This window comes from Klebsiella sp. BIGb0138 (assembly GCF_004342285.1).
In the GTDB taxonomy this organism is placed as follows: Bacteria; Pseudomonadota; Gammaproteobacteria; order Enterobacterales; family Enterobacteriaceae; genus Klebsiella.
This window is the reverse complement of the sequence record NZ_SMCV01000001.1, coordinates 247959-271648: the sequence shown is the minus strand read 5'-3', so window position 1 is coordinate 271648 and position 23690 is coordinate 247959. Positions and strand designations below refer to the sequence as shown.

The following is a 23690-nucleotide window of genomic DNA, read 5'->3' as shown; positions in this document are numbered from 1 at the left end:
AGCAAGTGACCCTGCTGCGACCCGGTCATTCAGCGCGGGTTCAGCGCCTGTTCCAGCAGCGGCGCCGCCGCTTCCGCTCCGTGCATGCCAATCAGGCTCACGATTTCCAGCACTTCTAAAATCTCTTCTTTGCTGGCGCCATAGCCGATAGCATTACGCATATGCAGCTTCAGGCCCTGTGCGTACAGGTGGGTTGCTGAAGCGTCAAACGCGCAGTAGATGAGCTCCTTAACTTTGGGGGATAGTACGCCTGTGCGCCAGGGGACTGACGAAAATTCAATGTAATATTCAAACAAATCTGGATCCAGTTCTAATAATCCGTCCCATGAAGCGTGCCAGTAGCCGCGGTTGGCAATAAAGCTGGCCTTCAGCGCCTGCTGACGTTCGGTCAGCGCTGCCGGCTCCTGGCGTAGCCCTTCTTCCTCGAGAACCTCCAGCAGCAGCGGGACGCCAATATTGGCCGCATGAATCCCCAGCGTGCTGGTGAGCTCCAGGATTTCGACCAGTTCTTCACGGGTGGCACCATATTTTAACGCCACGTCGATATGGCGGCGGATCCCCGGTTGATAGATATGCGTCGATGCCAGGCTGGCGCTGAGTGCGACCATGGCTTTCACTTTGTTTTCCAGATGATTTTTTCGTAACGGTACGCAGGCCAGCTGGTGCCAGGCCTGCAGAAAACCGGCATCAAGACGCAGCAGCGCATCCTGACCCTCTTCCCAGTAGTGATGCGTATCCAGTATCTGCTGGCGTAAATCGGGTTGGCTCGTATTCATTGCGCCCCCTATCCACGTGTTGACTGTTCATATTGGTCGTGAGTCACCTCGTCCTGCCACCCGGTTTTGCCGAGCGACGTCGCGGTGTGCTGCATGTAGCTATCCTGCGCCGCGCCGTGCCAGTGGCGTTCGCCTGCGGGGATCCAGACGGTATCGCCCGCCCGGATCGGCTGCGCGCTTTCCCCTGCAACGCAAATCCAGCCTTTACCCGCGATCACCTGCAGAATCTGCCCCTGCTCGTGGGTATGCCAGAAGGTACGCGCGCCCGGGGTAAAAAAGACGTTGTTGATGGTGATCCCGTCGGTCGCCGGCATCACCACATCGGCCCAGACCTCGCCGGTGAAAGTCGCCCCGCGTTTTTCGGAAGGCAGGTTCGCCTCACGGCCATGAAAAATACGCATAATGTGCTCCGTATCAGTTATTGGAAGAAGAGAGGCGGATACCACCGGAAATATCGCCGATGGCGTCAACCACGCGATTGCTGATGACATCGCCGTAACCCAGCGCGGTCGCCAGACCGAAGCTGGCGAGCGGCCCGGCGCTGTTTAATGACGCCATGCCGAGCTGGTGAAGCAGGTCGGCATACAGCACCAAATCTTTGGTCATTAATTTGCCGGTTAATCCGCCTTCCAGATAATCGCCCTGCACGATCCGCGGGAAGCGATGCAGGGTGGCGAAGTTAACCCCGCTGCTGCTGTTCAGCACGTCCAGCAGCCGCGGCAAATCCAGACCGGCTTTTTTACCGGCGACCATCACCTCGGCGGTTGCCGCCAGGCTGACCGCGTTGAGGAAATTGTTCAGCAGTTTGGTGGTGTGGCCCGCGCCGCTTTCCCCCATCACCACCACCTTGCTGGCGATAGGCGCAAACGCCCACTCAAGCGCCTGAATAGCGGCCTCCTCGCCGCCGACCATCAGCGTCAGCTGGCCTTTTTCCGCCGCCGCCGCGCCGCCGGAGATCCCCGCGTCGATATAGGTCACGCCTTTTTCCTGCAGCAGGCCGTGCAGGCGCACGGTCGACGCCGGCAAGGCCGTACTCAAATCGACGATGGTCTGTCCATGGCGGCAATGGGCAAGAAGGCCATCCTGCTGCCGCATGACGTTTTCGACAACCTTACTATCCGGCAGCGACAGCAGAATCAGATCGCACTCCGCCGCCACCTCACGCAGGTCCCGCGCTTCGCGGGCGCCGGCTTTTTGCGCCGCGCCAGGCTGAGGGTCGAACCCCAGCACCTCGATACCGGCGTCCACCAGGCAACGGGTCATGCGTCCCCCCATGTTACCTAAGCCAATAAAACCTAACTTTTTACTGTGCATCACTTTTCTCCTGTGAGTGCGGTTAATGTGCGGTGAAATCCACATTTTTGGTTTCGGGTCCCATCATGGCTCCGATCATGCCAATCACCCCGCCGAGTATCAGCAGGAAAACGGCGGTCAGGGCCAGCGGCATCAGCGCGCTCAACCAGCTCATATAAAAGGCGTAAAACGACGGTAAGATCACGGACAGGCTGAAGCCCACGCCAAACCCGGTTGCACGGACATCGGTTACGAATCGTTCATTGATATAGGTGACGATCGCTCCCCAGGGGGAGGTCACCAGCACGGCCAACAGACAGACCAGGGTCATCACCGCCCACAGCGGCAGTGGCACGGTGGTCAGGATATAGAGGATGGCTGCGCCAACGGTTGCAATCAGCGGTCCGACGACGATAAAGAAGCGACGGCGACCAAATTTTTGCCCCAGCAGACCGGCGCCAATATAGCTGAAGAACAGCACCAGATAGGTGAGCATCAGCGTCGCGGTCATCTCGAAACCATTCAGATGCAGGGTATTGATCAGCAGACCGGTCGGCAGATAGATCGTGACGATATTCTGCGTTAACCAGAATCCGGTCATCATAATCAGTACCTGCAGCAGGTTGCGCGCGCTTTTGCCGCTAATTAAATCGCGCAGCGGCAGCTTCTCTTTCACCGTTCCCTCTTCGTTTTGCCAGACCTCTGATTCAGCCACCTTGTGGACGTAATAAAAAGCGAGGGCGGCCGCCAGCAGCGCACCGATAATGAACGGGATACGCCAGCCCCACTGCGCATACGGCGAGTGAATGCCGTCGAGCGGGAACAGGAAAAACATCAGCATGGTGATTAAGTTGATGGTCACATAGGCCGCCGGGAAGCCGGCGATGATCAGTCCGCCGACAAACCCGCGCTGCTCTTTTTTGGCATATTCGATCGCCAGCGGCATAGCCCCGGTATAGCCGCCTCCGAGAAAGATGCCGTCAATAAAGCGCAGCAGCACCAGCAAAATATAGGCAGTGAGGCCGAGCGTCTCGTACCCGGGCAACAGGGCGATCAGGAAGGTCACGACCCCAAATCCGGACACCGAATAGATGGAGGCTTTTCGTCTCCCCAGTTTGTCTGCCACGATGCCGAATATCAGCGCCCCCAGCGGTCTGCCCAGCAGGGTGGTGATAAACACCAGCGAAGCCAGAATGGTGGCCGTACCGCTGGACAGATTAGGCGGCTGGAAATAAAACAGCACCGGCGACAGCGCAACGACCGGAAGGTAGATGTCAAACATGTCGATATATTCGGAAAAGAATGCGCCGCGCACGGCGCTCTTACGTTTATCTTCCTGCGATTGCTTCTGTTCCATATCAGTGACGGCCTGGTTGGCGCTAATGCTTACCATGTCTGTCTCCTGCATTGTTCGCACCTCTCAGGGCGCGTTTGGCGTTAGGGAATTCACTGCCGGAGGCGGTGAATGTGTAGGGTCAGAATGCGCGATCATGCCTCGGGGATGTTCTCCTTTTCCCATTCGCTAATGGCGGCGGTAGCGACGCGAAATGCGGCGAGCGCGGCAGGCGCGCCGCAATATACGGCGGTTTGCATCAGCACGGCCTGGATTTCAGCCTTGCTGACGCCGTTATTGAGCGCGCCGCGGACGTGGACTGCCAGTTCGTGGTGCTGGCTCATCGCGGTCAACATGGCGATGTTCAGCATGCTGCGGGTTTTGAAGGGCAAGGTTTCGTCTCCCCACACTCGTCCCCAGCAGAATTCCGTCACCAGGCGCTGCATGGGACGATTGAAGTCATCCGCGCTGGCCCATGATTTATCAACATGGGTCTCGCCTAAGACCTCTTTACGGTTAGCAAAGCCTTGTTGAAACAGTTCACTTTCTTCCATTATGCCCCCCTGAGGAAACTTTCCTCATTTTCGTATGATTGTATGACAGTGAAAATGGCTAAATTTTTTTGCCGATTAGGCCGGGTGATAGCCGACCATCGCTTTCACCTCCAGATACTCCCGCAGCCCGGCTTCTCCCCATTCGCGTCCGTTACCGGAGCGGCGATAGCCGCCAAAGGGAGCATGAAAATCAACGGGAGGATAGTTGATATGGACCTGACCGGCGCGGAGCCGCCGGGCGATGGCCCGGGCTCGTTCGGGATCGGCCGACTGCACGTAAGCGGCCAGACCGTAGTCAGAACCATTGGCGATGTCGATGGCCTGGTCTTCATTGTCATATGGCATGATGCATAACACCGGGCCAAAGATTTCTTCACGGGCGATGATCATGTCGGGGGTCACCTGGCTGAAAATAGTGGGTTTCACGTAGTAACCCTGCTGGACGCCTTCGGGTCTGCCGGTTCCACCGAGCAACAGCTCCGCCTGTTCATCGATGCCGCGCTGGATGAGCTGCTGAACGCGTTCGAACTGCGCGCGATTGACCAGCGGCCCCAACCGGGGTTTGTCATCGTCGCCAGGAGCCGCGCGATACTGCATCGCGGCCCGCCGGGCGATGGCATTGACCTCATCCAGCCGGGCGCGAGGGACCAGTAAGCGCGTCGGAATTGAGCAGGACTGTCCGCTGTTGGTAAAACAGGCGGCGACCGCGCGGGTTACGGCGTTTTGCAGATCGATATCATCGAGCAGGAGATTGGCCGATTTGCCCCCCAGCTCCTGCGCCACGCGCTTGACGCCCGGAGCGGCCAGCCTGGCGACTTCGATCCCGGCGCGAGTCGAGCCGGTAAACGACACCATCTCTATATCCGGGTGCGCCGCCAGAGCGGCGCCGACGCCGGGTCCATCGCCATTCACCAGGTTGAAAACGCCGGCAGGCACCCCGGCGTCATGCAGCACTTCGGCAAACAGCAAGGCGCTGAGCGGGGAGTATTCGCTGGGTTTCAATACCATGGCGCAACCTGCCGCCAGAGCCGGCAGCACTTTCACCACCACCTGATTCACCGGCCAGTTCCAGGGGGTAATCAAGCCGCAAACGCCGATCGGTTCCAGCCGCAGACGGGTGCTACCGCGCTGTTCTTCAAAGGCGAAATTTTCCAGCACCTCAATCAACGTCTCCAGGTGCGCGACGCCGCGTACCGCTTGCCCGTCGCGGGCGAATTTCATCGGCGCGCCCATTTCGCGGTGAATGGCGGCGGCAAACTCCTCGTAGCGGCGCTGATACCCGGTCAGGATGCGTTTTAATAAGGCGATGCGTTCGGCAACCGGCGTCTCAGCCCAGGCGGGAAACGCCCGCCGCGCGGCGGCGACCGCCTGGTCGACGTCCTGCTCATTCCCCAGCGCTAGCTGGGCAACCGCTTGCTCGGTTGCCGGGTCTATCACCGTGAACCAGCGCGGCGCCGCCGGCTCAACCCAGCGGCCATCAATATAAAACTGTGTGGTATGGGGCATAGTCAGTTTCCTGTGGAGGGGTCGTTGTCGTCCAGCAGCCGATACATTTCCGTATGGTCAGCGCTGGCCGATACGGACCCTGCATACTGGTGCCAGAGATCGATGCAATGCTCGCCAAGACGTAGCGGGTAATCGACCGCAGCGGCCAGGCCTTTGGCAATCTGCAAATCTTTATCCATTAGTTTCAGCGCGAAGCCTGAAGCGTAGCTTCCGCTCAGCATAAATTGCCGCACCTTGTTTTCTGAGGTGTTGCTGCGGCCGCTGGAGGCGTTGAGCACATCGGTCATCACTTGCGGATCGATGCCAAACCGGCGAGCCACCAGCAACGCCTCCACCGTCGCCGTCAGACCGGCGGCCGAAACATAGTTGTTCAGCGCCTTCGCCGCATGGCCGCTGCCGGCGGCGCCGATATGCAGGATGGAGCTGCCCATGGCGGCCAGCAGCGTCTGGCAGCGGGACAGCACCTCCTCCTCGCCGCCGACGAGGATGGCGAGCTTGCCCTGTTCCGCACGTCCGACGCCGCCGGAAACCGGAGCATCCAGATAACATAAGCCCTGTTGCTGCAGGCGCTGCGCCAGATCGCGCGAACGGGACGGTACGGATGAGCTCATATCAATGACGACCGCGCCGGCGGGCAGGCGTTCGGCCCACTGCTGGCCGAACAGCACCTCTTCGACGATGTCGGAGTTGGGCAGCATGGTGATGAGCACATCCAGACTTGCCACGTTATCGGCCGACAGCGGCGCAGCGCGCAGCGATTCCGCCAGCGCGTCGGCGCGTTGGCGATCGGCGTCATGCAGCAGCAGGCTGTAACCCGCCCGGCTCAGGCAGGTCGCCATGGGCGTTCCCATCATGCCTAAGCCAATAAACCCCACGGTGTGGATACTTTTCACGTCAACCTCTCTTAACGGCAGAAACGGCGGTTTTAGCGCAGCGCTGAAAAATCAGTGGGTAGCAGAAAGCTGTTCTCGATACGGGAAACGATGGCGTGCTGACGCTCGCTTTCCGCGCGCTTTTCCTGCCATTCCACATCGGCCTGGAATGCATTCCAGCATTTTTCACGCTCGGCCATATCTTCCCAGCTCAGCAAATAGGTCAAAGTGTGGTTGCTTTCGCCGACCGCGGTGGTCCAGAAACCAATTTGCTTAATACCGTATTTGGCAAAGAAACCGAGCGTGGTATGACGAAAACGCTCCAGTAATGCCGGTAACCGACCCGGCATGCAGTGGTAAATGCGCATTTCAACGATCATGGGATACTCCTTTTCAAAATGAAGTGGCGGGCTGCGGCTGCCGATCGACGCGGACAATCCACCCCTCAGTGGCGGCCGAAAAAGCAGGATAACGGCGTAGAACCAAAGGATCGTGACCGGGAACGATATGGTCGGCCGAGTCGGCTAAGCGTTTGACGGTTGCGTAACCTTCCAGCATATCGCCAACGTTAAACACCACCGGGTAGGGGCGAGCCTGTTCGATATTCGCGTAGAAATGCGCGGCGTCCGACGCGAGCACCACCCAACCGCGGGCGGTACTGACGCGCACGATCTGCAGCCCGTCAGAGTGGCCGCCGGTACGATGCAGCGTAATGCCCGGCGCCAGTTCGGCGTCGCCGTCGTGAAAACGTACGCGACCGGCGAAGAGCTTATCGATCATCGCTTTCACGTCTTCCACATCGAAGGGGTGACGCACTTCGTGGTGGCACATGCAGCGGCCGGTACAGAAGGCCATTTCGCGATCCTGCAGATGGAAGGTTGCCGCCGGGAACAGCGGGTGATTACCGGCGTGGTCGTAATGCATGTGGCTAATGATGACGTCAGTCACGGTAGCCGGATCGACGCCAATTTGCGCCAGACCTTCGGCGATCGGATGGATGATGGTGCGCCCGCGTTGTTTGGCCATCTGTTCATCGAAGCCGGTGTCCAGCACGAGGGTGCGGGTGTCGTTCTGGATCACCCAAATGAAGTAGTCAATCGGCATGGGGCCATCGTGGAGATCGCCGCCGATAAAATTATCCCGCGCCATACGGTGGTGGTGGGCATAGCGGATTGCGTAGATTCGATACTGTTCAACGGCGGAAGACATTGTTGACTCCTTGTTAAAAGGTCGATAACTGCCCGATCGTTTTTTGTAGTAAAGAGGTTATAATCTTGTATGACAATAATTCAATAATACAAATATGATCGGTTTCACAAATTTCGCCCGTTGACCGCTAAACCGCGGCTTAATGTGATGTCCGTTCGATTCTCGACCTGATTTGCCGGATTTTTAATGAAAGCAAGGCTGAGATGCGGACGAAAAGGTGGGTTTTATCGCGCGGGCGTGATGCGAGACGCGCGCTTGCGGAATAGGATTGAACGAAAAGGCGGGGCGGGCGGGGGGCAGGTGAGGTGATAGCGCCTACGCCTGCCCGGTTGCGGTTAAGTGCGGGACTCCATCACCGCGGCAATCGCAAAAGCGGCAATCTGCCGGTCCTGCTCTTTGCTGGCGCCGGAAACGCCGATCGCGCCGATCGTCGCGCCCCGGGCATTGCGCAGCGGGATGCCGCCTTCAATGCCGACCAGGCCGCCGTTGCTGTTTTCCAGCGAATATGCCGCCCCGGCGGGATGCAGATCGGCGCCGACCCTCTCGCTGTTCGCCTGAAACAGCACGGCGGTACGGGCTTTACGTATCGCAATATCGATGGTCGCCAGGAACGTACCGTCCATGCGGGCAAACGCCGTCAGATGGCCGCCGCTGTCCAGCACTGCCGCGGAAACTGGCGGAAAGCGATGGGTTTCCACCGCCGTTTTGACACCGGCGAGCAGCGCGTCGGCAAGCGTCAGAGTCAGGGTCATGACATCATCCTCAATGGGGTAAAGGTGAGCGCTTTCGGGCATCGATCGTCGCCCAGGTGTGGATCAGCAGGCCGAAGAGCGCGAGGATGGCTCCGACCCAGCCGGTGGACTGCCAGCCGAAACCGGCGGAAATGGTGACGCCGCCCAGCCAGGCTCCCAGCGCATTGGCGATGTTAAACGCGGAGTGGTTCATCGCCGCGGCCATGGTTTGCGCATCGCCGGCAACGTCCATCAGGCGGATTTGCAGTACCGAAGAGAGCGACACCATGGTGCCCACCAGCATTACGGTTATCGCGCCGGGCCACGCGTAATGTGCGGTATAGACGTAGGCGCTCATCACCACAATCGCCCAGACCAGCAGCAGACGAATGGTTTTTTCCAGGCCGCGATCCGCCAGACGGCCGCCAACGATATTGCCGATAATCATCCCAAAGCCAAACATCGCCAGGATGACCGGAATCATGGCTACCGGCTGGTGGGCCAGTTCCAGCATCGTCGGCTTCACGTAGCTGAATATCGAGAACATCCCGCCGCTGCCGATGGCGCCGATCGCCAGCGTCAGCAGCACCTGCTTGCGGGTCAGCGCCGTCAGCTCGCGCAGCGGGCTGGCCGCTTTATCGCCGGCGCGCCATGGCACCCAGGCGCGCACCAGAATCAGCGTCAGTACGGCCAGGCCGCCAACGATAGCGAAGGCGCTGCGCCAGCCGAACAGCTGGCCGATGGCGGCCACCGCCGGCACCCCCAGCAGATTGGCGATGGTCAGGCCAAGCAGCACCATCGATACCGCCTGAGCGCGTCGCGAGCGGTCCACCAGGCTGGCGGCCAGCAGCGCGGCAACGCCGAAGAAGGTGCCGTGCGGAAACCCGGCGACGAAGCGCGCCAGCAGCATGGAATAGTAGCCCGGCGCAACGGCGCTCAGCAGGTTGCCGGCGGCGAACATCGCCATCAGGGCAATCAGAAAGTCCCGTCGCGGCCAACGTGCGCCGAGGACCGCCAGCAGCGGCGCGCCGACTACCACCCCCAGCGCGTAGATACTGATCAGATGGCCGGCCGATGGAATCGACACCTGCAGCCCGCTGGCCGCATCGGGCAGCAGGCCCATAATAACGAATTCGCCGGTACCGATAGCGAAACCGCCCGTGCCGAGGGCGAACAGCGCCTTCAGCAGAGCGAGGCGCGACAGGGAAACTTCGCCAGCATCCGTCTCGCGAGGAGGTTCATTGACTGATGAGCTCATTTTTATTTTGACTTATGCAGGTGAACAACAAAACGCGCCCCGGGCAGCGCACTGCTCGGGGCGCGTCACTCTTTTTACCACGCTTAGCGGCGGTGCGGCGGCGCCATGAATTCCGCACCCAGCGGTTCGGCGATGTGCTGCGCGAGGATCGCGTCGATCTCCTGCTTATCCTCCGCGGTAAGCTGCCAGCCGGCAACCTCTTCGAGCCCCGCCAACTGCTGCGGACGACGGGCGCCCCACAGCGCAACGGTCGGGCCGGCGTCGAGGACCCAGCGCAGCGCCAGCGCCATCACGCTTTTGCCGAAGCGCTGCTGAGCGAAGGTTTTCAGCGCCGCAACCGCCGCCAGGTAGTGGGCATAGCGCGGCGGCTGGAACTTGGGATCGATACTGCGCAGATCGTCTGTGCCAAATACCGTATCCGGCGTCATCCGCCCCGACAGCAGGCCGCGGCAGATGGCGCCGTAGGCGAGGACCACCAGCTGATGTTGTTCGGCATAAGGCAGCAGCTCGCTTTGCGTTTTTCCGCGCTCAAACAGATTGAGCGGCGGCTGCAGGGTCGCCAGCGGCGCCGCGCTGCGGAACCGATCCATCTGCGCCGGAGAGTAGTTGCTGACCCCCAGCGCACGAACTTTTCCCTGCTGTTGCAGATCTTGCAGGACGCGGGCCGTCTCTTCGAACGCCACCAGCTCGTCCGGCCAGTGGACCTGATACAGGTCAATATAGTCGGTTTGCAGGCGGCGGAGCGAGTCTTCAATCTCCTGGCGGATACGCTGCGGGGTGGAATTGCGGGTAATGCGTCCCGCGTCGTCCCACTCCAGGGCGACTTTAGTGGCGATAATCGCCCGCTCGCGGCGGCCCGCCAGCGCCTTACCGACCACCTCCTCGGAGTGGCCGAAGCCGTAGGCCGGGGCGGTATCGATAAGATTGATGCCGCGGTCCAGCGCTTCGTGCAGCGTGGCGATCGACTGCTCGTCATGGCTGCCGCCCCACATACTGCCGCCCATTGCCCAGGTACCAAGACCGATACGGCTGACCGGTTGTGAAATGCCGGCGATGTGAATCGTTTCGATTGCCATGTTCCCTCCTGTCGATAGTTGGGAACTATACTAACTCATGTTAAGTTGAATTAATTTCAACGAACCCTTGATGACAGAGGGCACTTTTATGCCTGCACCGGTCCGCGGCGAACTCGCCGATCTGAACGTATTTTTAACTATCTGCCGGCGCAAAAGCTTTCGCCTTGCGGCCTCGGAGCTTGGCGTATCGACCTCCGCGCTAAGCCATACCATGCGCGGACTGGAAGAACGGCTGGGGGTGCGTCTGCTCAATCGTACCAGCCGTTCGGTGGTGCCGACCGATGCCGGCGAGGCGCTGCTCGGCCATCTGGAAACGGGCTTTTCCCATATCCGCCTGGCGCTGGATGAATTGGATCATTACCGCGAATCGCCGGTAGGGCGACTGCGGATTAATATTCCCCGCGATGCGGCCCAGCTGCTGTTTGCCCCGGTGCTGGCGAAATTTATGGCGATGCACCCGCGGCTGCAGCTGGAAATCACCGTCGATAATACGCTGGTGGATATCATTGGCAGCGGCTATGACGCCGGGATCCGCTATGGCGAGAGCGTGCCGCGCGACATGATTGCCATGCCGCTGACCCGCAAGCTGAAGTGGATTGTGGTGGCTTCCCCGGCGTATCTGCACAATAACGCCCATCTTCCTCTGCACCATCCCGACGATCTGTTGCAGCATCAGTGTATCCGCATGCGGCTCGGTAACGGGACGCTGTACAAATGGCAGCTTAACCACGCCGGGGAAGCGCTGGCGCTGGATGTTCCCGGCTCGCTGATCCTTAACGAGACCGAGATGATTATCGATACCGCCCTTAACGGCTTTGGGCTGGCCTATTGTCTGGAGGTGCGGACGCGCCCGCTGCTGGAAAGCGGGCGGCTGGTACAGGTGCTTCCCGGGTGGATATGCGAAGATGAACCGATGGTGATGTATTACCCCAGCCGCAGGCAGCTCCATCCGGGCCTGCGAAAATTGATTGAGATGATGCGCGCGGCGACGCTGTAAAAGAGAGAAAAGGGCATCAGCACCGTTTTTTCTTTCCGCTCCGGCGGTAAGTTACGGGGTCACGTCATGCTAACAGCGTGAATTATCCTTCTCCAGGCCAGCTCCTGCAGGTCGCCAGCGGGCATCAGCCGGCGCGGATAGGCTCTTCGCCTGTTTTGTAACGGCCAGGCCGCCCTCCCCAATAAGACGCCTTCCCGATCCTGTATCGACAGCGCTGCCGCGACAGATTCGCATTCCGGCATTGACAGGTAAACTACCAACTAGTAGGTTTGTTTGGCGTGGGGCATAACCACAATGAGACCGCGCGGCGATAACGACCCGCGGTTTTGTGCAAATAAACTTTTGACCTGCCGGAGCGCCTTCTCGCCTCCCGGTCTGCGGATTCAATGCAATAGTGTGAGCAAAAATATGACAATCTCTTCACTCTCTGGCAGGCAGAAAATAGTGCGCCTGCTGCTGGTCGCTATTATTCCCCTGGCCGTGATAGCGCTGTTTCTGTGGGCGGGCGGCTGGCTGACGCCGCATCGTCTCACCTCTGACAAGCTGGTTACGGTGCTGCAACAATCGGGCGGCGAGCATCCGGGCTTTCGCCGCAACCATGCCAAAGGCGTATGTGTCGTGGGGCGCTTTATCTCCAATGGCCATGCCAGTTCCCTGTCGCGGGCAGCGCTGTTCGCACCGGGAGAAACGCCGGTCACCGGACGTTTCGCCATTGCCGGCGGCAACCCCGACGCGCCGGATTATGCCGTTCCCGTGCGCAGTATGGCGCTGGAGTTCAGGCAGCAGAATGGCGAACAGTGGCGGACAGGCATGAACGCCATGCCGCTGTTTCCGGTTTCCACCGTTGAAGAGTTCTACGAACTGCAAACCGTCACCTTGCCTGACCCGGCAACCGGCAAGCCCAACCCGGAAAAGCTGAAGGCGTTTGTGGGCGCGCACCCCCAGCTCCAGCGCTATCTGGCCTGGGCAAAGCAGTACGTTCCCTCATCCAGCTGGGCGAGTGATCGCTATAACAGCCTGAATGCGTTCCGTTTTATCGACAAGACGGGGGCAGGACATCTGGTTCGCTGGAGCATGGTGCCGCATACCGGCTATCAGCCCATTAGCGAGGCGGATAAACGTGATAAAGACTTCCTGCAGCAGGATATTGCACAGCGCCTGGCGCAAGGGACGCTGAAGTGGGATCTGGTAATCACTGTCGCCCGACCTGGCGACGTGGGAAACGATGCCGCCAGCGTCTGGCCTGACGATCGGCAAACTATCAATGCCGGTACGCTCGAGCTGACAAGCGCCGTGGCGCAGCAGAACGGCCCATGCAACGATATCAATTACGACCCCCTGATTCTCCCGAACGGTATTGCCGCCTCAGACGATCCGTTACTCAATGCGCGTTCGTCAGCCTACGCCAAATCGTATAACGCCCGCACCCGTGAACAATCCCAACAGTCAGGAGCCCACTTATGAAACAGGTCGCTCATTTCCATCCGGCGCTGCGCTTCCTGCACTGGCTGATGGCCGCCGCTATCATGGCGATGCTCTTTATTGGCGTCGCCATGGTCGCAACGGTTTCGTCGCTGCATGCGTTACTGGTGTCTATACATAAGCCGCTGGGGCTGATGATTCTGCTGCTGGTGGTGGTGCGGCTATGGCTCCGTTTTTACACCGCCGTGCCGCCGCTGCCGGCTTCGGTACCCGCCTGGCAACGGGGGCTGGCGCATCTCTCGCACTGGGCGCTGTACGCGATGATGCTCCTCCAGCCGCTTATCGGCTGGGCGATGCAATCGGCGGCGGGGTATCCCATCTCTGTGGCGGGCGTCTTTATTTTACCGCCGCTTACGCCGGTGAATAATGACTGGTATGCCGTCCTGCGCCCGCTGCATTCGCTGGTGGCGCTGGCATTGTTTATCACCGTTATGCTGCACCTGGCCGCCGCGCTATTCCATGCCCTGGTGCGACGCGATGGCGTCTTCGAAAGTATGTCCGGTCGCGGCAGGCGATAAGTTCGGCGAACTGACCAGCAAAGCCGTGCCGAATCATATCGGCACGGCTGGGGGTTAATCCGGGTTCATGGCGCGGAAAAGCGTATCAAAGGTTCCCTCTTTTTCCGCCCAGCGCCGTGCTTTATCCCCCTCAAGCAGGATCTCTCCGTTCGGGTGCTGATGATTTTCGATTAACGCCATTACGCGGGAGATATATTCCGCCAGCGGCATGGCCCGGGGATCGGTGGCCTGAGCGCTGCCCGTGAGTTCCGTCTGCACATAAGGCGGAGAAAGTTCGAGGACTTCGACGGGGATATGACGCATCTGGTGACGTAAAGAGATCAGCCAGGAGTGCAGGAATGCTTTGCTGGCGCAGTAGGTTGGGAAGTCGGTTCTTGGCACAAACGCCAGCGCGGAGCTGGTTGCCATGAAGGTGGCATCCGGCTGTCCGATAATCAGCGGCATAAAGGCCGCCGCGGTGCGTAGGGGGCCGAGAATGTTGGTGCTGACTATCTCCTGAGCGGCGTCTGTCTTCCAGCCGTCCGCGATGAAACGCTCTGTGCGTGAAATACCGGCATTGGCAATCAGCACGTTCAGATCGGGAAAGCGCTCTCTGACCTCGGCGGCGACCGCGTCAAGCATCGCATCATCGAGTATATCGAGCCTGAAGCCGGTCATACCCGGATGTGCGCGGGTCATTTCATCGAGCAGGGACTGGCGGCGCCCGGTAATGATGACCCGGTTGCCGCGTGCGTAAAACGTTTCGGCCAGCGCGCGACCGATACCGCTGGTGGCGCCAGTAATCAGCAGGGTATTACCGCTAATTTTCATAACAATGTCCTCTCCGGCTGGAACGGGTGGAAATGCGGCGAGGGGACTATCGGCATTGCCGTGGATGAGGATAGCCTGGATGAAAAACAGGACGTCGCCGCTGACGATCCCCGTACTCTCTGCTGAGACCCTGGGGCATCCGGGCGCGTTGGATGACGGTAACGCCTACGGCATTGTGGAAATGCCTGATGATTATATTTACCGCATCCTGGACAGGCAAGAGGATTATCACTCCCACGCGGCGCAGAAAAATCCCGGCGGGATGAGGCCAAAAAGGAAGACTCATTTGTGGGAAGGGGAGCGATATGTTGCGCCCGAACGGCTGGACACAGCATTTTCATCATCAATAAGCAGACTACCTGTTGGTAGGTTTTCCACCAACGCTCTGATAGTATGCATCTTATTGAGCGGTATATTGACACCGGGATCTGACCATGACGACTGAGCGTTCATCGAAAGCAAACGAAATTATTTCTTATACCCGGCAGCTGCTGACCTGCGGCGGCTACCGCAGTTTCAGCTTCGCCGATATCTCGGAAAAGGTGAACATCCGCAAAGCGAGCATTCATCACCATTTTCCCAGCAAGGCAGACCTGGTCAAGGTCGTCGTCACCGGGTATCGCGAAGAGGCCCGGGCCGGAATGCAGGCGATGAGCCGCCAGATAAACAACCCGGCGGCGGAGCTTCAGGCCTACGCCGACTACTGGGCGACCTGTATTCGTGAGGGATCCTCACCTTTTTGCATCTGCGCGCTGCTTGCCGTTGAACTGCCGACGCTGCCGCCCGAGGTGGCCAGCGAAGTCACCGGGCATTTCACCGATCTTACCGACTGGCTGGCTTCGCTCCTGCGTAAAGGAGAGAGCGAAAAGCGCTTTCAGCTACGCGGAACCCCTGAGAACGTGGCGAACCTGCTGATGGCGACGGTGCACGGCGCGATGCTGTCGGCTCGCGCCTTTGATGATGCGGCCGTTTTCCCGAGAATTGTGCAGCCGGTGATCGATAGCATTATTATTAGTGATTGATATTGCTATAGAAACAGACGGTGTATTTTTCTCACTCATTTTACCTACCCTCTTGCGGCCCATACCAGCATCAGGCAGCCATGGCGGGAAGTGGAGGCTCAGCTCACTGCGGAAAGCGTACGCGCCTATCTCGTTTCCGCTACGCTTTTACCTATTCTTACCGCCGGGAGATGGCGTTTGCCCGATACGGTAGTCCCGGGAAAAGCATCGATGAGCTATGCCGCAAGACGGGTTAAGTTCCGTCCCGGATGGCGAGCCTCAGACAGAAAGCAGAAAGCCCGCTTACGTTTCCTTAAGCGGGCTTCTTAAATATGGCTCCTCTGACTGGGATCGCCTTTGCCAGTAACTGGCTGATTGGTAAGCTAAACCTTGATTCACTCTCTGGCAAGACCAGCAGAATGACCACCAATCATTCCAGCAACGCTGGATAGGTGAGTTATTGAGCTCGACGCATCGACGGGTATGGGATTGTCCGTTTGGCACGGCACGTGAAAATGGTCCATTCGGTACTAAATTAGGTTTACCAATTTATATTGGTACGCCTAACGCTGGCGGTTCAGTCGTAACCACGTCGGGTTTGATCTTTATCGTAGCCGCGACGATAACTTGATACTAGCCATTGATATCACCACCGGTAAAACTATCTGGTCCAGGGCACTTTCTGCAGGTGCTCTATAGGATAGGTCAAAGCAGGGGGAGCAGTGGGCTAGCGATGTGGATGCCAGCCGCCTGGTTGGAGCCTCTGCCGTGGCGACTCTGCATTAGACCCCAGTGTTCATGAAACAATTACAAAAAGCCAAAGACGAATTTTCCCGCCTGAAAAAAGATGATCACAATTATCCATGCTCAAATGTAACAACCACTGACTGTTGAGTGAAGAACACGGTGTTCATTTACCTTCGACAGCTGCTATTCCGGTGCCCCGTTTTCTTCCGGGGTACCGTTTTCCTGATAGTGACGAGACAAAAGCGCCGGTCATGGCGTTCGGAATTCTGTTATCAGCCATATGACCTGAAGCACACGGCTAAATGGAAAGGTCAGTAACATAAAAGTCATAATAAATTATATTTTTTATTTAAATCAATTTGTTATGTGTGTTTTCTTCACCGAAAAAGAAAATGAGTAATGCTTTTTTGTGAACTTAGGCACAAATCTTAACGACGCTGGTTGCGTGATTTGTGTTGTCAGGGGTAACGTTTAAACAAGTTGAGCATGGTTGTACATAGACAAGTATACCTGTCATTTTTTGAATCCTTAAGCATTGACAGCCATTATGAGGCCAAGTGATATGTCGTTAAATTCAAGACTTGAACCCGAACTCATTATCCTGAATGAGCCCCCCCAGAACAGAAACACCCTGTTCAGTTCCGTTAGTAAGTTACTGCTTTTAAAAAACTATGTAGAACCGAGCTACCCGGAGGCATTGATTGCCCGGGAAGAAGATCATCCAACGGCAATGCAGTTGGAAAGAATGGGGGTCGCTATCCCTCATGTTGATGTCGAGCATATCCGGGAAGAAAAACTGGTCGTGGTAACCTGCCCTGAGGGGATCGTATTTAATCAGGCTGAAGATCCCGACTGTACTATGAAAGTAAATGTCATTTTCTTTTTACTGCTCAAAGAAAAAGATGCACACCTCGAATTTCTGATGAAGCTAATTTCGCTTTTTCAGCGCAGCAATGAAATGGATAAAATCCTTTGGGCGAAATCAAAGGATGATGTTATGGAGCTTTTAGCAAAGAATCTGTATTAAACCGTCTTAACATTTGTTCTTATTACCTCGTTATTCTTATTACTATATCTGGAGTCTGAAATGAACAAGAAAATTATCTTCGCCTGTACCAGCGGTATTGCGACTTCTGCGGTAGCAACTGAAAAAGTGGTTCAGTACTGTAAAAGCCAGGGTATTAACGTTGAGCCTATTCAGTCTAATATCGGCACGATTGGCAAACAGGATGGAATGGCGGATCTCATTATCGTGACATCTGCGGTTAAGACGGAACTGAATACCCCGGTCCTGAATGGCCTTCCTTTGCTGACCGGATTTGGCGAAGAAGAATTACTGGAAAAAATCGTAGCCATCCTTAAAAAATAAAGGTGAGCATGATGGATAAAGTATTTTCCGCCGTCCAGTATATTCTGGGGCTCGGTCCGACGATCATGTTGCCGATAATTATATTTATCATGGCAATGTGTCTTCAGACCGGTTTTAGCCGGGCATTACGCTCGGCGCTGACCATCGGTATGGGCTTCATCGGCATCTTTCTGGTCTTTGGTTTACTGGTCGACAGCCTGGGTCCGGCTGCTAAGGAAATGGTCAGTCACACTGGGATCGATTTGCCGGTTGTTGACCTTGGCTGGACACCGCTTGCTGCTATTGCCTGGGCTTCTCAGGTCGCACCATTCGTTGTGCCGATGACTATCGGTATTAACGTGCTGATGCTGACCCTGAACTGGACTAAGACAGTCGATATTGATGTCTGGAACTTCTGGCATTTCTCGATGGTCGGCGCCATGGTTTACGGGGTAACCGGTAACTTCTTCTTTGGTCTGCTGATTGCAGGTGTCACCGCAGCGATTACGTTCGTGATGGCTGACTGGTGTGCACCGATGATCCAGAAGTATTTCAATCTGCCGGGAATTTCCTTGCCAACACTGTCATCGGTTATTTTCTTTCCGATCGGCGTGCTGGGGAATATGGTGCTCGATAAAATCCCGGGTATTAACAAACTTAACGCTGATCCGGATCAGATCCAGAAGCGCTTTGGCGTCTTTGGCGAGCCGATGATGTTAGGGGTGATTCTGGGAGCAGGGATTGGCCTGCTGGCGGAATATGATGTTAAAGGCGTTCTTAACCTGGCGATGAGTCTTGGTGCGGTGATGCTGATTATGCCCCGCATGGTTAAGCTGCTGATGGAAGGCCTGCTACCATTGTCGGACGCCGTGCGTAGCTTCCTGAAGAAACGGTATCCTGACCGCCACGATCTATATATTGGTCTGGATATCGCGGTTGCGGTGGGGCATCCGTCCGTGTTGTCGACAGCACTGCTGCTGATTCCGGTTGGCGTACTCCTGGCGGTAGTTCTGCCTGGTAACCGCTTGCTGCCACTGGGTGACCTGGCGAACATTTGGGTACCGATATCCATGGTGGTACTGGCCTGTCGCGGCAATATTGTCAGGGCGTTCATCATTGGCATTCCATGCCTGGCGGTGAACCTGTATGTGGCTTCGGCAGCGGCGCCTATCCTGACCAAAATTGCACGGGATATGAACTTCCCGCTGAAAACGGATGGTGAAATCTCCAGCTTGCTGGATGGTGGTAACCCGTATCGTTTCTGGGCAGTCAAAATCTTTGAAGGAAATACCATTGCCCTGGTGCTTATTCCTGTCATCTTCCTGCTGTGCCTGTGGTTATATCGTGTCACCAAAAAACAACTGAAAGCAGAAGAAGTAGCAGAAAATGAAGCCGCTTCGGCTGATATTCCGGTAGCAAAATAATCCTGTCTATTCGAAAGCAGAGGGAACTGCTTTTGAATTAAACAAACGTTGTCCCTTGCAAAAAAAGGGGAGAGTGATGTATACGATCGGAATCGATGTGGGTACGACCAATTGTAAGGTGTGTTTGTTCGCTATTCCTTCTCTGGAATTAATGAATCAGTACAGTTTCAGAACGCCTAAAATTGTTGACGGAGAAAATACTGATTTTGATGTCCGCCTCATCTGGGAAGGGGTCATCCATGGCCTCAGAACAATAACCAATATTCTGGATGATGCGGAGCAAATCAGCGCCGTAGCGGTCGCCAGTGTGGGAGAAGCCGGCGTTCTGCTTGATGATAACGATAATGTCGTTGGTCCGGTACTGACCTGGTATGACACCCGGCCTAAACAACAGCTGGAAAATATTATTTCCGCCATGGATATCGAACATATCTATGAAATAACCGGTATCCCTGCACATTCAAATTACAGCATCAATAAAATTAAGTGGTTGCAGGATAATATCAGCAATGCCCATGAAGGCCGGAAATGGTTATGCCTGGCGGAATATATTGCTTTTAAATTATCTGGGGTGAAACGTTCGGAATATTCCCTGGCTTCACGTACGATGGCATTAAATATTACTGAGATGAACTGGGATGAACAGCTCATTACTGCTGCTGAACTTTCCCCTTCTTTATTTAGTCCGCTGGTCCACGCCGGGGAAGCGATTGGTACCGTCGCGGCAGACGTCTCTGAACTGACCGGACTGACGGTGGACACTCGCATCGCCATCGCCGGGCATGACCATATGTGCGGTTCCGTGGCCGTCGGGTTGACCAGTGAAGATCAGATCCTGAATTCCACAGGGACAACAGAGGGATTACTGGTGGTGACCGAAGCAGTCAACAACACCGAACGGTTCTTTCGTGCCCGGGTGTCAAATGGCATGCATGTGCTTCCAGGGCTCCATTCCCTGTATGCCTCATTACCTTCTGCCGGGTATGCCATTGAATGGTTCAGAAATCTCTTCGAGCTCGATATGCCCGCCTTCCTGAGAATGGTGGATACGCTTCGCCACGAGCAGGACATGGCTGTGGCTGACGCGCTTGACGGTATCTTCATTCCCCATCTGCGGGGCAGCGGACCTCCGGACAGAAACACCTGGTCCCGGGCATTAGTTTACGGTCTTGATGATAAGTCCCGACCGGAAGACGTTCTGCGCTTTGTGTTCCAGGGGTTGTGCTTTGAACTGCGAAACCTGCTGGATTTATACGAAACGCTGATCGGAAAAAATTATCCGGTCGTGAATGTGATTGGGGCCGCCTGCAAAAACACGTACTGGTTGCAGCTTAAGGCCAATATTCTTAACCGAGAAATTGTGGCCTGTAATGTCAATGAGGCCGTGAGCAAAGGGGCCGCCATGCTGGCAGCGAAAGCTGCAGGTGTGGACGTGGAATCTCTTCCCGGAACAGCTGAAGAACAGACCCGACGCTACCTGCCGGAGAGTGATGCCGTGATGCACTATCAGGCAATTTACACTCAGATCTATAAGCCGCTTTATGAATCCAAGATGCGTACTGAGCGTCTCTGTAATGGAGTTAACTAATGAAAGCCAGCGTTTACTACAGTAAAAATGATATTCGGTATGAAGATGTCGAGGTGCCAGAAATTGGCGACGGTGACATGCTCATCAAAATGCACTCCTGTGGCTTGTGCGGTACCGATATTCATAAAGCGCAGCACCAGACGGTGACCGGCCCGGTGATCCTCGGCCATGAAGTGTCAGGGGAGGTGGTGAAAGTCGGCAAGGATGTTACCCGCTACCGGGTTGGTGAACGGGTGGTGACCGCCATTCATGTTCCCTGCTTTAACTGCCATTACTGTGATCGAGGGTTCTTCACTCTGTGCGATCAGTTCAAGAAAACTAATCTGGAACCTGGCGGGTTCAGTGAGTTTATTCGTATCCCACGCCTGCACGTTGAACATCTGACGCACCGGATTATCGACGGTCTTGACTGGGATCGGGCGGCAATGATCGAGCCTGTCGCCTGTTGCCTGCATGGCCTGAAATCATCCAATATCCATCCGAAAGATACGGTGCTGGTTCTGGGCTCCGGTACCATTGGCCTGGTCAGCGCACAACTGGCGGCATTGAAAGGCGCCTCGACGGTGATTGTATCCGACCTTTCCCGGTTCAAGCGTGAACTGGCGCTGAAGGTGGGGGTTACCCACGCAATCGATCCGGCAAACGAAGATGTCGAAACCCGGGTAGCAGAAATTACCCAAGGGAAAGGTCCGGATGTGGTGATCATCGCCGCCGGGGTCTCGTCCCTGGTTTCTCAGGCGGTCAATGTTGTACGCCGCGGGGGGAGAATTGTTGTGTTCTCACCATTTGATAAAAATCCGGTTGTGGAAATTGATGCCAGCAGACTGTTCCGGGATGAAATTTCAATCGTGGGCACCTATTCACTAACCCCTTATGACATGAAAGAAGCGATTGAGATTGTGGAAAAAGACAAAATCAATACGAAGGACATGATCACCCATACCTGGCCGTTGTCCCGTATTGCTGAAGCGATTGAGTTTGCTTCCAATCCGGATAATGACGTCCTGAAAGTCATTATTAAAGCTGACGTATGACGGATGTGCCTCCGTATTTCTGTACGGGGGCCTCTGCAGAATGGAAAGCGTTGCCGTACGGACATCTGTATGTTGGGCTGAAACTGTGAAGTTGGTCATATAGTTAAATTTTTAAAAACGCTGTATTATCATGAGTTGTTCATACTTGTATACAGATGATCTACACACAGGAGAAGCATCACATGAGTACCATACTGCAAGACTCTGAAATTCCATTATATATGCAGGTTTCTGAATGGATCCGCGGGAAAATCTATAAGGGTGAGCTGGGTAAGGGGGATCGGATCCCTTCCGAAAATCAGATCATGGAAATACTTCAGGTTAGCCGAGGCACGGTTAAAAAAGGTGTCACCATGCTGGTCAATGAAGGGTTGTTGGTTCAGGTGCAGGGAAAGGGGACTTTTGTGAAGAAAGAAAATATCTCCTACTCCCTGGGAGAAGGATTGTTATCTTTCGCGGAGTCGCTCGAAAGCCAGCACTTATCTTTTACGACGGAGGTCATTGACTCCTGTATAGAAAAGGCGTCAAAAGGGGTGGCCGCAAAGCTGCAGATAGAACCCGGTACACCTATTTTTTATCTTAAACGAATCCGTAGTGTGGACGGAGAAAGGGTTATGTTAATTGAAAACAGAATCAATATTTCGCTGTGTCCGGGAATAACTGAGGTTGATTTCAATAAGCAAAACCTGTTTCAGACTGTCGAAGCCATGACGGGACGAAAAATTGAATATTCTGAAAGTCGCTACGCCGCAAAAATTGTGGGTAGCGAACGGGGACACTATCTGGAAGTGAATGAAGAAGCACCGGTGCTTCATCTCGAACAACTGGTATTCCTCGATAATCATATGCCATTTGATTTCGGCAATGTCTGGTTGAAATCAGATAAATATTATTTGGGTACAGTACTTCAACGAAGAAAGAGGTAAATATCATGCCATTAGTAAACGGTAATATCCTGCTCGATCGTATCCGTGAAAAACGTGTCCTGGCGGGTGCATTCAACACCACCAACCTGGAAACCACTATTTCTATTCTGGACGCGATTGAGCGTTCAGGATTACCTAACTTTATTCAGATTGCACCGACAAATGCAAAATTGTCGGGTTATGATTATATCTATGAAATTGTGCGTAAACGCGCGGCGACCATGGATGTGCCGGTCAGTCTCCACCTTGACCATGGTAAAGAGCTGGATGATGTTAAGCGGGCTGTTCGTGCAGGCTTCACCTCCGTGATGATTGACGGAGCAGAGCTGCCGTATGAAGAAAATATTGCGTTTACTAAAGAAGCCGTCGACTTCTGCAAATCTTTTGGCGTGCCCGTTGAAGCGGAGCTCGGCGCGATTCTGGGTAAAGAAGATGACCACGTCAGCGAGGCCGACTGTAAGACGGATGTGAATCAGGTTCGTCGGTTTGTGGAAGAGACTGGATGCAGCATGCTGGCAGTTTCCGTCGGTAACGTTCACGGTCTGGAAGATATTCCGCGCATTGATATTCCGTTGCTGCAGGAAATTGCCAAAGTATGCCCTTGCCCGCTGGTTATCCATGGTGGTTCCGGCATTGATGAAGATATCATCCGCAGTTTTGTAAAATATAACGTCGTGAAGGTTAATATTGCCAGCGATCTGCGTAAGGCATTTATTACCACAGTGGGTCAGGCGTGGACGCAAAATAACAATGAAGCAAATTTGGCTAAAGTGATGTCCGGTGCGAAAGCGGCAGTAGAAGCGGACGTTTACAGCAAAATTCTGATGATGAATAAGGCGTCCTGATATACCTTTTCTTTTAATTCTTCAATCAGAGTTGGATGTGAAAATGATTCGAGAAAATATTCGTGTTGTTAACAGCACGGGACTGCACGCACGTCCTGCGGCCACATTTATTAAAACGCTAAAAAAATATGAGTCTTCTGTTACGCTTATAAATAATGGTAAGGAAACCGTTATTAAAGGACTGATGAGTGTATTGGGAGCCGGCGTTAAAGGTAAGTCCAGTATTGAAATCATCTGCGAAGGTCCTGACGAACAGGTTCTGATGGATGAAATCAAAGGATTATTTGCCAGCGGATTTGGCGAGAAAGAATAATCCACTTTATTCCCGGAAAAGTTTAACTCACTGACTGGTCTTTATTTAT

The 23690-nt window shown here is 55.4% G+C and carries 27 protein-coding genes and 1 pseudogene; 15 read left to right on the top strand and 13 right to left on the bottom strand.

From position 1 onward, the window contains the following. Window positions 1–29: 29 nt before the first annotated feature. The 12 genes from EDF73_RS01365 to EDF73_RS01310 all read right to left on the bottom strand — a co-directional run bounded on the left by EDF73_RS01365 (window position 30) and on the right by EDF73_RS01310 (window position 10608). Window positions 30–776, bottom strand: coding sequence for a carboxymuconolactone decarboxylase family protein (locus EDF73_RS01365; protein WP_132724939.1), 747 nt, complete (start codon window positions 774–776; stop codon window positions 30–32). A gap of 8 nt (window positions 777–784) precedes the next feature. Further along, the gene (locus EDF73_RS01360; RefSeq protein WP_132724937.1) at window positions 785–1177 is read right to left on the bottom strand and encodes a cupin domain-containing protein; all 393 of its coding nucleotides are present in this window, start codon (window positions 1175–1177) and stop codon (window positions 785–787) included. A 13-nt stretch (window positions 1178–1190) separates the two neighbouring features. Beyond that, window positions 1191–2135, bottom strand: coding sequence for an NAD(P)-dependent oxidoreductase (locus EDF73_RS01355; protein ID WP_132724935.1), 945 nt, complete (start codon window positions 2133–2135; stop codon window positions 1191–1193). Then, the gene (locus EDF73_RS01350) at window positions 2113–3462 is read right to left on the bottom strand and encodes an MFS transporter (RefSeq protein WP_132724933.1); all 1350 of its coding nucleotides are present in this window, start codon (window positions 3460–3462) and stop codon (window positions 2113–2115) included. Before EDF73_RS01350 ends, EDF73_RS01355 begins: the two co-directional genes overlap by 23 nt. A 95-nt stretch (window positions 3463–3557) precedes the next feature. Beyond that, entirely contained in the window at window positions 3558–3956 is a 399-nt protein-coding gene (locus EDF73_RS01345; RefSeq protein WP_132724931.1) for a carboxymuconolactone decarboxylase family protein, read from the bottom strand. Window positions 3957–4031: 75 nt separating this feature from the next. Continuing rightward, a complete protein-coding gene (locus EDF73_RS01340) occupies window positions 4032–5462 on the bottom strand; it encodes an aldehyde dehydrogenase family protein (RefSeq protein WP_132724929.1) in 1431 nt (476 codons plus the stop codon). A gap of 2 nt (window positions 5463–5464) precedes the next feature. Next, the gene (locus EDF73_RS01335) at window positions 5465–6355 is read right to left on the bottom strand and encodes an NAD(P)-dependent oxidoreductase (protein ID WP_132724927.1); all 891 of its coding nucleotides are present in this window, start codon (window positions 6353–6355) and stop codon (window positions 5465–5467) included. Window positions 6356–6387: 32 nt separating this feature from the next. Further along, window positions 6388–6714 (bottom strand): NIPSNAP family protein, encoded by a 327-nt coding sequence (locus EDF73_RS01330; RefSeq protein ID WP_132724925.1) that lies wholly within the window; start codon window positions 6712–6714, stop codon window positions 6388–6390. A gap of 13 nt (window positions 6715–6727) precedes the next feature. Further along, window positions 6728–7543: an N-acyl homoserine lactonase family protein gene (locus tag EDF73_RS01325; protein WP_132724923.1), complete on the bottom strand. Its 816-nt coding sequence runs from the start codon at window positions 7541–7543 to the stop codon at window positions 6728–6730. A 335-nt stretch (window positions 7544–7878) separates the two neighbouring features. Further along, window positions 7879–8295, bottom strand: a complete 417-nt coding sequence (locus tag EDF73_RS01320) for a heme-binding protein (protein WP_132724921.1) — start codon at window positions 8293–8295, stop codon at window positions 7879–7881. A gap of 10 nt (window positions 8296–8305) precedes the next feature. Next, a complete protein-coding gene (locus EDF73_RS01315; RefSeq protein ID WP_132724919.1) occupies window positions 8306–9532 on the bottom strand; it encodes an MFS transporter in 1227 nt (408 codons plus the stop codon). Window positions 9533–9615: 83 nt separating this feature from the next. Then, the gene (locus EDF73_RS01310; RefSeq protein WP_132724917.1) at window positions 9616–10608 is read right to left on the bottom strand and encodes an aldo/keto reductase; all 993 of its coding nucleotides are present in this window, start codon (window positions 10606–10608) and stop codon (window positions 9616–9618) included. Window positions 10609–10696: 88 nt separating this feature from the next. On the opposite strand from EDF73_RS01310, the gene EDF73_RS01305 reads away from it, so the two are divergent. The 3 genes from EDF73_RS01305 (at window position 10697) to EDF73_RS01295 (ending at window position 13605) form a co-directional block, all read left to right on the top strand. Continuing rightward, window positions 10697–11605 (top strand): LysR family transcriptional regulator, encoded by a 909-nt coding sequence (locus tag EDF73_RS01305; protein ID WP_165905616.1) that lies wholly within the window; start codon window positions 10697–10699, stop codon window positions 11603–11605. Between the two features lie 408 nt (window positions 11606–12013). Beyond that, complete coding sequence (locus EDF73_RS01300; protein WP_132724913.1) at window positions 12014–13069, top strand: catalase family peroxidase; 1056 nt, start codon at window positions 12014–12016, stop codon at window positions 13067–13069. Beyond that, the gene (locus EDF73_RS01295; protein ID WP_132724911.1) at window positions 13066–13605 is read left to right on the top strand and encodes a cytochrome b/b6 domain-containing protein; all 540 of its coding nucleotides are present in this window, start codon (window positions 13066–13068) and stop codon (window positions 13603–13605) included. The genes EDF73_RS01300 and EDF73_RS01295 overlap by 4 nt, the downstream gene beginning before the upstream one ends. 54 nt (window positions 13606–13659) lie before the next feature. Here the strand turns inward: EDF73_RS01295 and EDF73_RS01290 are convergent, their stop codons facing one another. Continuing rightward, on the bottom strand, window positions 13660–14415 hold the full coding sequence (locus EDF73_RS01290) for an SDR family NAD(P)-dependent oxidoreductase (RefSeq protein ID WP_132724909.1): 756 nt from the start codon (window positions 14413–14415) through the stop codon (window positions 13660–13662). Between the two features lie 79 nt (window positions 14416–14494). On the opposite strand from EDF73_RS01290, the gene EDF73_RS01285 reads away from it, so the two are divergent. The 12 genes and pseudogenes from EDF73_RS01285 to EDF73_RS01235 all read left to right on the top strand — a co-directional run bounded on the left by EDF73_RS01285 (window position 14495) and on the right by EDF73_RS01235 (window position 23641). Continuing rightward, on the top strand, window positions 14495–14860 hold the full coding sequence (locus EDF73_RS01285; RefSeq protein WP_132724907.1) for a hypothetical protein: 366 nt from the start codon (window positions 14495–14497) through the stop codon (window positions 14858–14860). Further along, window positions 14850–15437 (top strand): TetR/AcrR family transcriptional regulator, encoded by a 588-nt coding sequence (locus tag EDF73_RS01280; protein ID WP_132724905.1) that lies wholly within the window; start codon window positions 14850–14852, stop codon window positions 15435–15437. Before EDF73_RS01285 ends, EDF73_RS01280 begins: the two co-directional genes overlap by 11 nt. Before the next feature lie 606 nt (window positions 15438–16043). Continuing rightward, window positions 16044–16115 carry a hypothetical protein gene (locus EDF73_RS27980; RefSeq protein WP_347812713.1) on the top strand — a complete coding sequence of 24 codons (72 nt, stop codon included), beginning with the start codon at window positions 16044–16046 and terminating at the stop codon, window positions 16113–16115. A gap of 24 nt (window positions 16116–16139) precedes the next feature. Continuing rightward, window positions 16140–16310 (top strand): annotated as a pseudogene (locus tag EDF73_RS27590) (hypothetical protein); the annotation flags it as partial. 415 nt (window positions 16311–16725) lie between these two features. After that, the gene (locus tag EDF73_RS01270; RefSeq protein ID WP_165905615.1) at window positions 16726–17190 is read left to right on the top strand and encodes a PTS sugar transporter subunit IIA; all 465 of its coding nucleotides are present in this window, start codon (window positions 16726–16728) and stop codon (window positions 17188–17190) included. A gap of 60 nt (window positions 17191–17250) precedes the next feature. After that, window positions 17251–17532 (top strand): PTS sugar transporter subunit IIB, encoded by a 282-nt coding sequence (locus EDF73_RS01265; RefSeq protein WP_048024389.1) that lies wholly within the window; start codon window positions 17251–17253, stop codon window positions 17530–17532. Between the two features lie 11 nt (window positions 17533–17543). Next, entirely contained in the window at window positions 17544–18935 is a 1392-nt protein-coding gene (locus EDF73_RS01260; protein WP_132726240.1) for a PTS galactitol transporter subunit IIC, read from the top strand. A 76-nt stretch (window positions 18936–19011) separates the two neighbouring features. After that, the gene (locus EDF73_RS01255) at window positions 19012–20523 is read left to right on the top strand and encodes an FGGY family carbohydrate kinase (protein WP_132724901.1); all 1512 of its coding nucleotides are present in this window, start codon (window positions 19012–19014) and stop codon (window positions 20521–20523) included. Further along, window positions 20523–21557, top strand: a complete 1035-nt coding sequence (locus EDF73_RS01250) for a zinc-dependent dehydrogenase (protein WP_132724899.1) — start codon at window positions 20523–20525, stop codon at window positions 21555–21557. Before EDF73_RS01255 ends, EDF73_RS01250 begins: the two co-directional genes overlap by 1 nt. Before the next feature lie 182 nt (window positions 21558–21739). Further along, window positions 21740–22483, top strand: a complete 744-nt coding sequence (locus EDF73_RS01245) for a GntR family transcriptional regulator (protein ID WP_048024381.1) — start codon at window positions 21740–21742, stop codon at window positions 22481–22483. Between the two features lie 5 nt (window positions 22484–22488). Next, the gene (locus EDF73_RS01240) at window positions 22489–23328 is read left to right on the top strand and encodes a class II aldolase (protein ID WP_048024379.1); all 840 of its coding nucleotides are present in this window, start codon (window positions 22489–22491) and stop codon (window positions 23326–23328) included. Between the two features lie 43 nt (window positions 23329–23371). After that, window positions 23372–23641, top strand: a complete 270-nt coding sequence (locus EDF73_RS01235) for an HPr family phosphocarrier protein (RefSeq protein WP_048024377.1) — start codon at window positions 23372–23374, stop codon at window positions 23639–23641. Window positions 23642–23690 lie beyond the last annotated feature (49 nt).

Excerpts from the sequence above, each read along its gene's own strand:
- EDF73_RS01365 (WP_132724939.1), bottom strand. The coding sequence starts at position 776 with ATGAATACGAGCCAACCCGATTTACGCCAGCAGATACTGGATACGCAT.
- EDF73_RS01360 (WP_132724937.1), bottom strand. The coding sequence starts at position 1,177 with ATGCGTATTTTTCATGGCCGTGAGGCGAACCTGCCTTCCGAAAAACGC.
- EDF73_RS01355 (WP_132724935.1), bottom strand. The coding sequence starts at position 2,135 with ATGTGGATTTCACCGCACATTAACCGCACTCACAGGAGAAAAGTGATG.
- EDF73_RS01350 (WP_132724933.1), bottom strand. The coding sequence starts at position 3,462 with ATGGTAAGCATTAGCGCCAACCAGGCCGTCACTGATATGGAACAGAAG.
- EDF73_RS01345 (WP_132724931.1), bottom strand. The coding sequence starts at position 3,956 with ATGGAAGAAAGTGAACTGTTTCAACAAGGCTTTGCTAACCGTAAAGAG.
- EDF73_RS01340 (WP_132724929.1), bottom strand. The coding sequence starts at position 5,462 with ATGCCCCATACCACACAGTTTTATATTGATGGCCGCTGGGTTGAGCCG.
- EDF73_RS01330 (WP_132724925.1), bottom strand. The coding sequence starts at position 6,714 with ATGATCGTTGAAATGCGCATTTACCACTGCATGCCGGGTCGGTTACCG.
- EDF73_RS01325 (WP_132724923.1), bottom strand. The coding sequence starts at position 7,543 with ATGTCTTCCGCCGTTGAACAGTATCGAATCTACGCAATCCGCTATGCC.
- EDF73_RS01320 (WP_132724921.1), bottom strand. The coding sequence starts at position 8,295 with ATGACCCTGACTCTGACGCTTGCCGACGCGCTGCTCGCCGGTGTCAAA.
- EDF73_RS01315 (WP_132724919.1), bottom strand. The coding sequence starts at position 9,532 with ATGAGCTCATCAGTCAATGAACCTCCTCGCGAGACGGATGCTGGCGAA.
- EDF73_RS01310 (WP_132724917.1), bottom strand. The coding sequence starts at position 10,608 with ATGGCAATCGAAACGATTCACATCGCCGGCATTTCACAACCGGTCAGC.
- EDF73_RS01305 (WP_165905616.1), top strand. The coding sequence starts at position 10,697 with ATGCCTGCACCGGTCCGCGGCGAACTCGCCGATCTGAACGTATTTTTA.
- EDF73_RS01300 (WP_132724913.1), top strand. The coding sequence starts at position 12,014 with ATGACAATCTCTTCACTCTCTGGCAGGCAGAAAATAGTGCGCCTGCTG.
- EDF73_RS01295 (WP_132724911.1), top strand. The coding sequence starts at position 13,066 with ATGAAACAGGTCGCTCATTTCCATCCGGCGCTGCGCTTCCTGCACTGG.
- EDF73_RS01290 (WP_132724909.1), bottom strand. The coding sequence starts at position 14,415 with ATGAAAATTAGCGGTAATACCCTGCTGATTACTGGCGCCACCAGCGGT.
- EDF73_RS01285 (WP_132724907.1), top strand. The coding sequence starts at position 14,495 with ATGAAAAACAGGACGTCGCCGCTGACGATCCCCGTACTCTCTGCTGAG.
- EDF73_RS01280 (WP_132724905.1), top strand. The coding sequence starts at position 14,850 with ATGACGACTGAGCGTTCATCGAAAGCAAACGAAATTATTTCTTATACC.
- EDF73_RS01270 (WP_165905615.1), top strand. The coding sequence starts at position 16,726 with ATGTCGTTAAATTCAAGACTTGAACCCGAACTCATTATCCTGAATGAG.
- EDF73_RS01265 (WP_048024389.1), top strand. The coding sequence starts at position 17,251 with ATGAACAAGAAAATTATCTTCGCCTGTACCAGCGGTATTGCGACTTCT.
- EDF73_RS01260 (WP_132726240.1), top strand. The coding sequence starts at position 17,544 with ATGGATAAAGTATTTTCCGCCGTCCAGTATATTCTGGGGCTCGGTCCG.
- EDF73_RS01255 (WP_132724901.1), top strand. The coding sequence starts at position 19,012 with ATGTATACGATCGGAATCGATGTGGGTACGACCAATTGTAAGGTGTGT.
- EDF73_RS01250 (WP_132724899.1), top strand. The coding sequence starts at position 20,523 with ATGAAAGCCAGCGTTTACTACAGTAAAAATGATATTCGGTATGAAGAT.
- EDF73_RS01245 (WP_048024381.1), top strand. The coding sequence starts at position 21,740 with ATGAGTACCATACTGCAAGACTCTGAAATTCCATTATATATGCAGGTT.
- EDF73_RS01240 (WP_048024379.1), top strand. The coding sequence starts at position 22,489 with ATGCCATTAGTAAACGGTAATATCCTGCTCGATCGTATCCGTGAAAAA.
- EDF73_RS01235 (WP_048024377.1), top strand. The coding sequence starts at position 23,372 with ATGATTCGAGAAAATATTCGTGTTGTTAACAGCACGGGACTGCACGCA.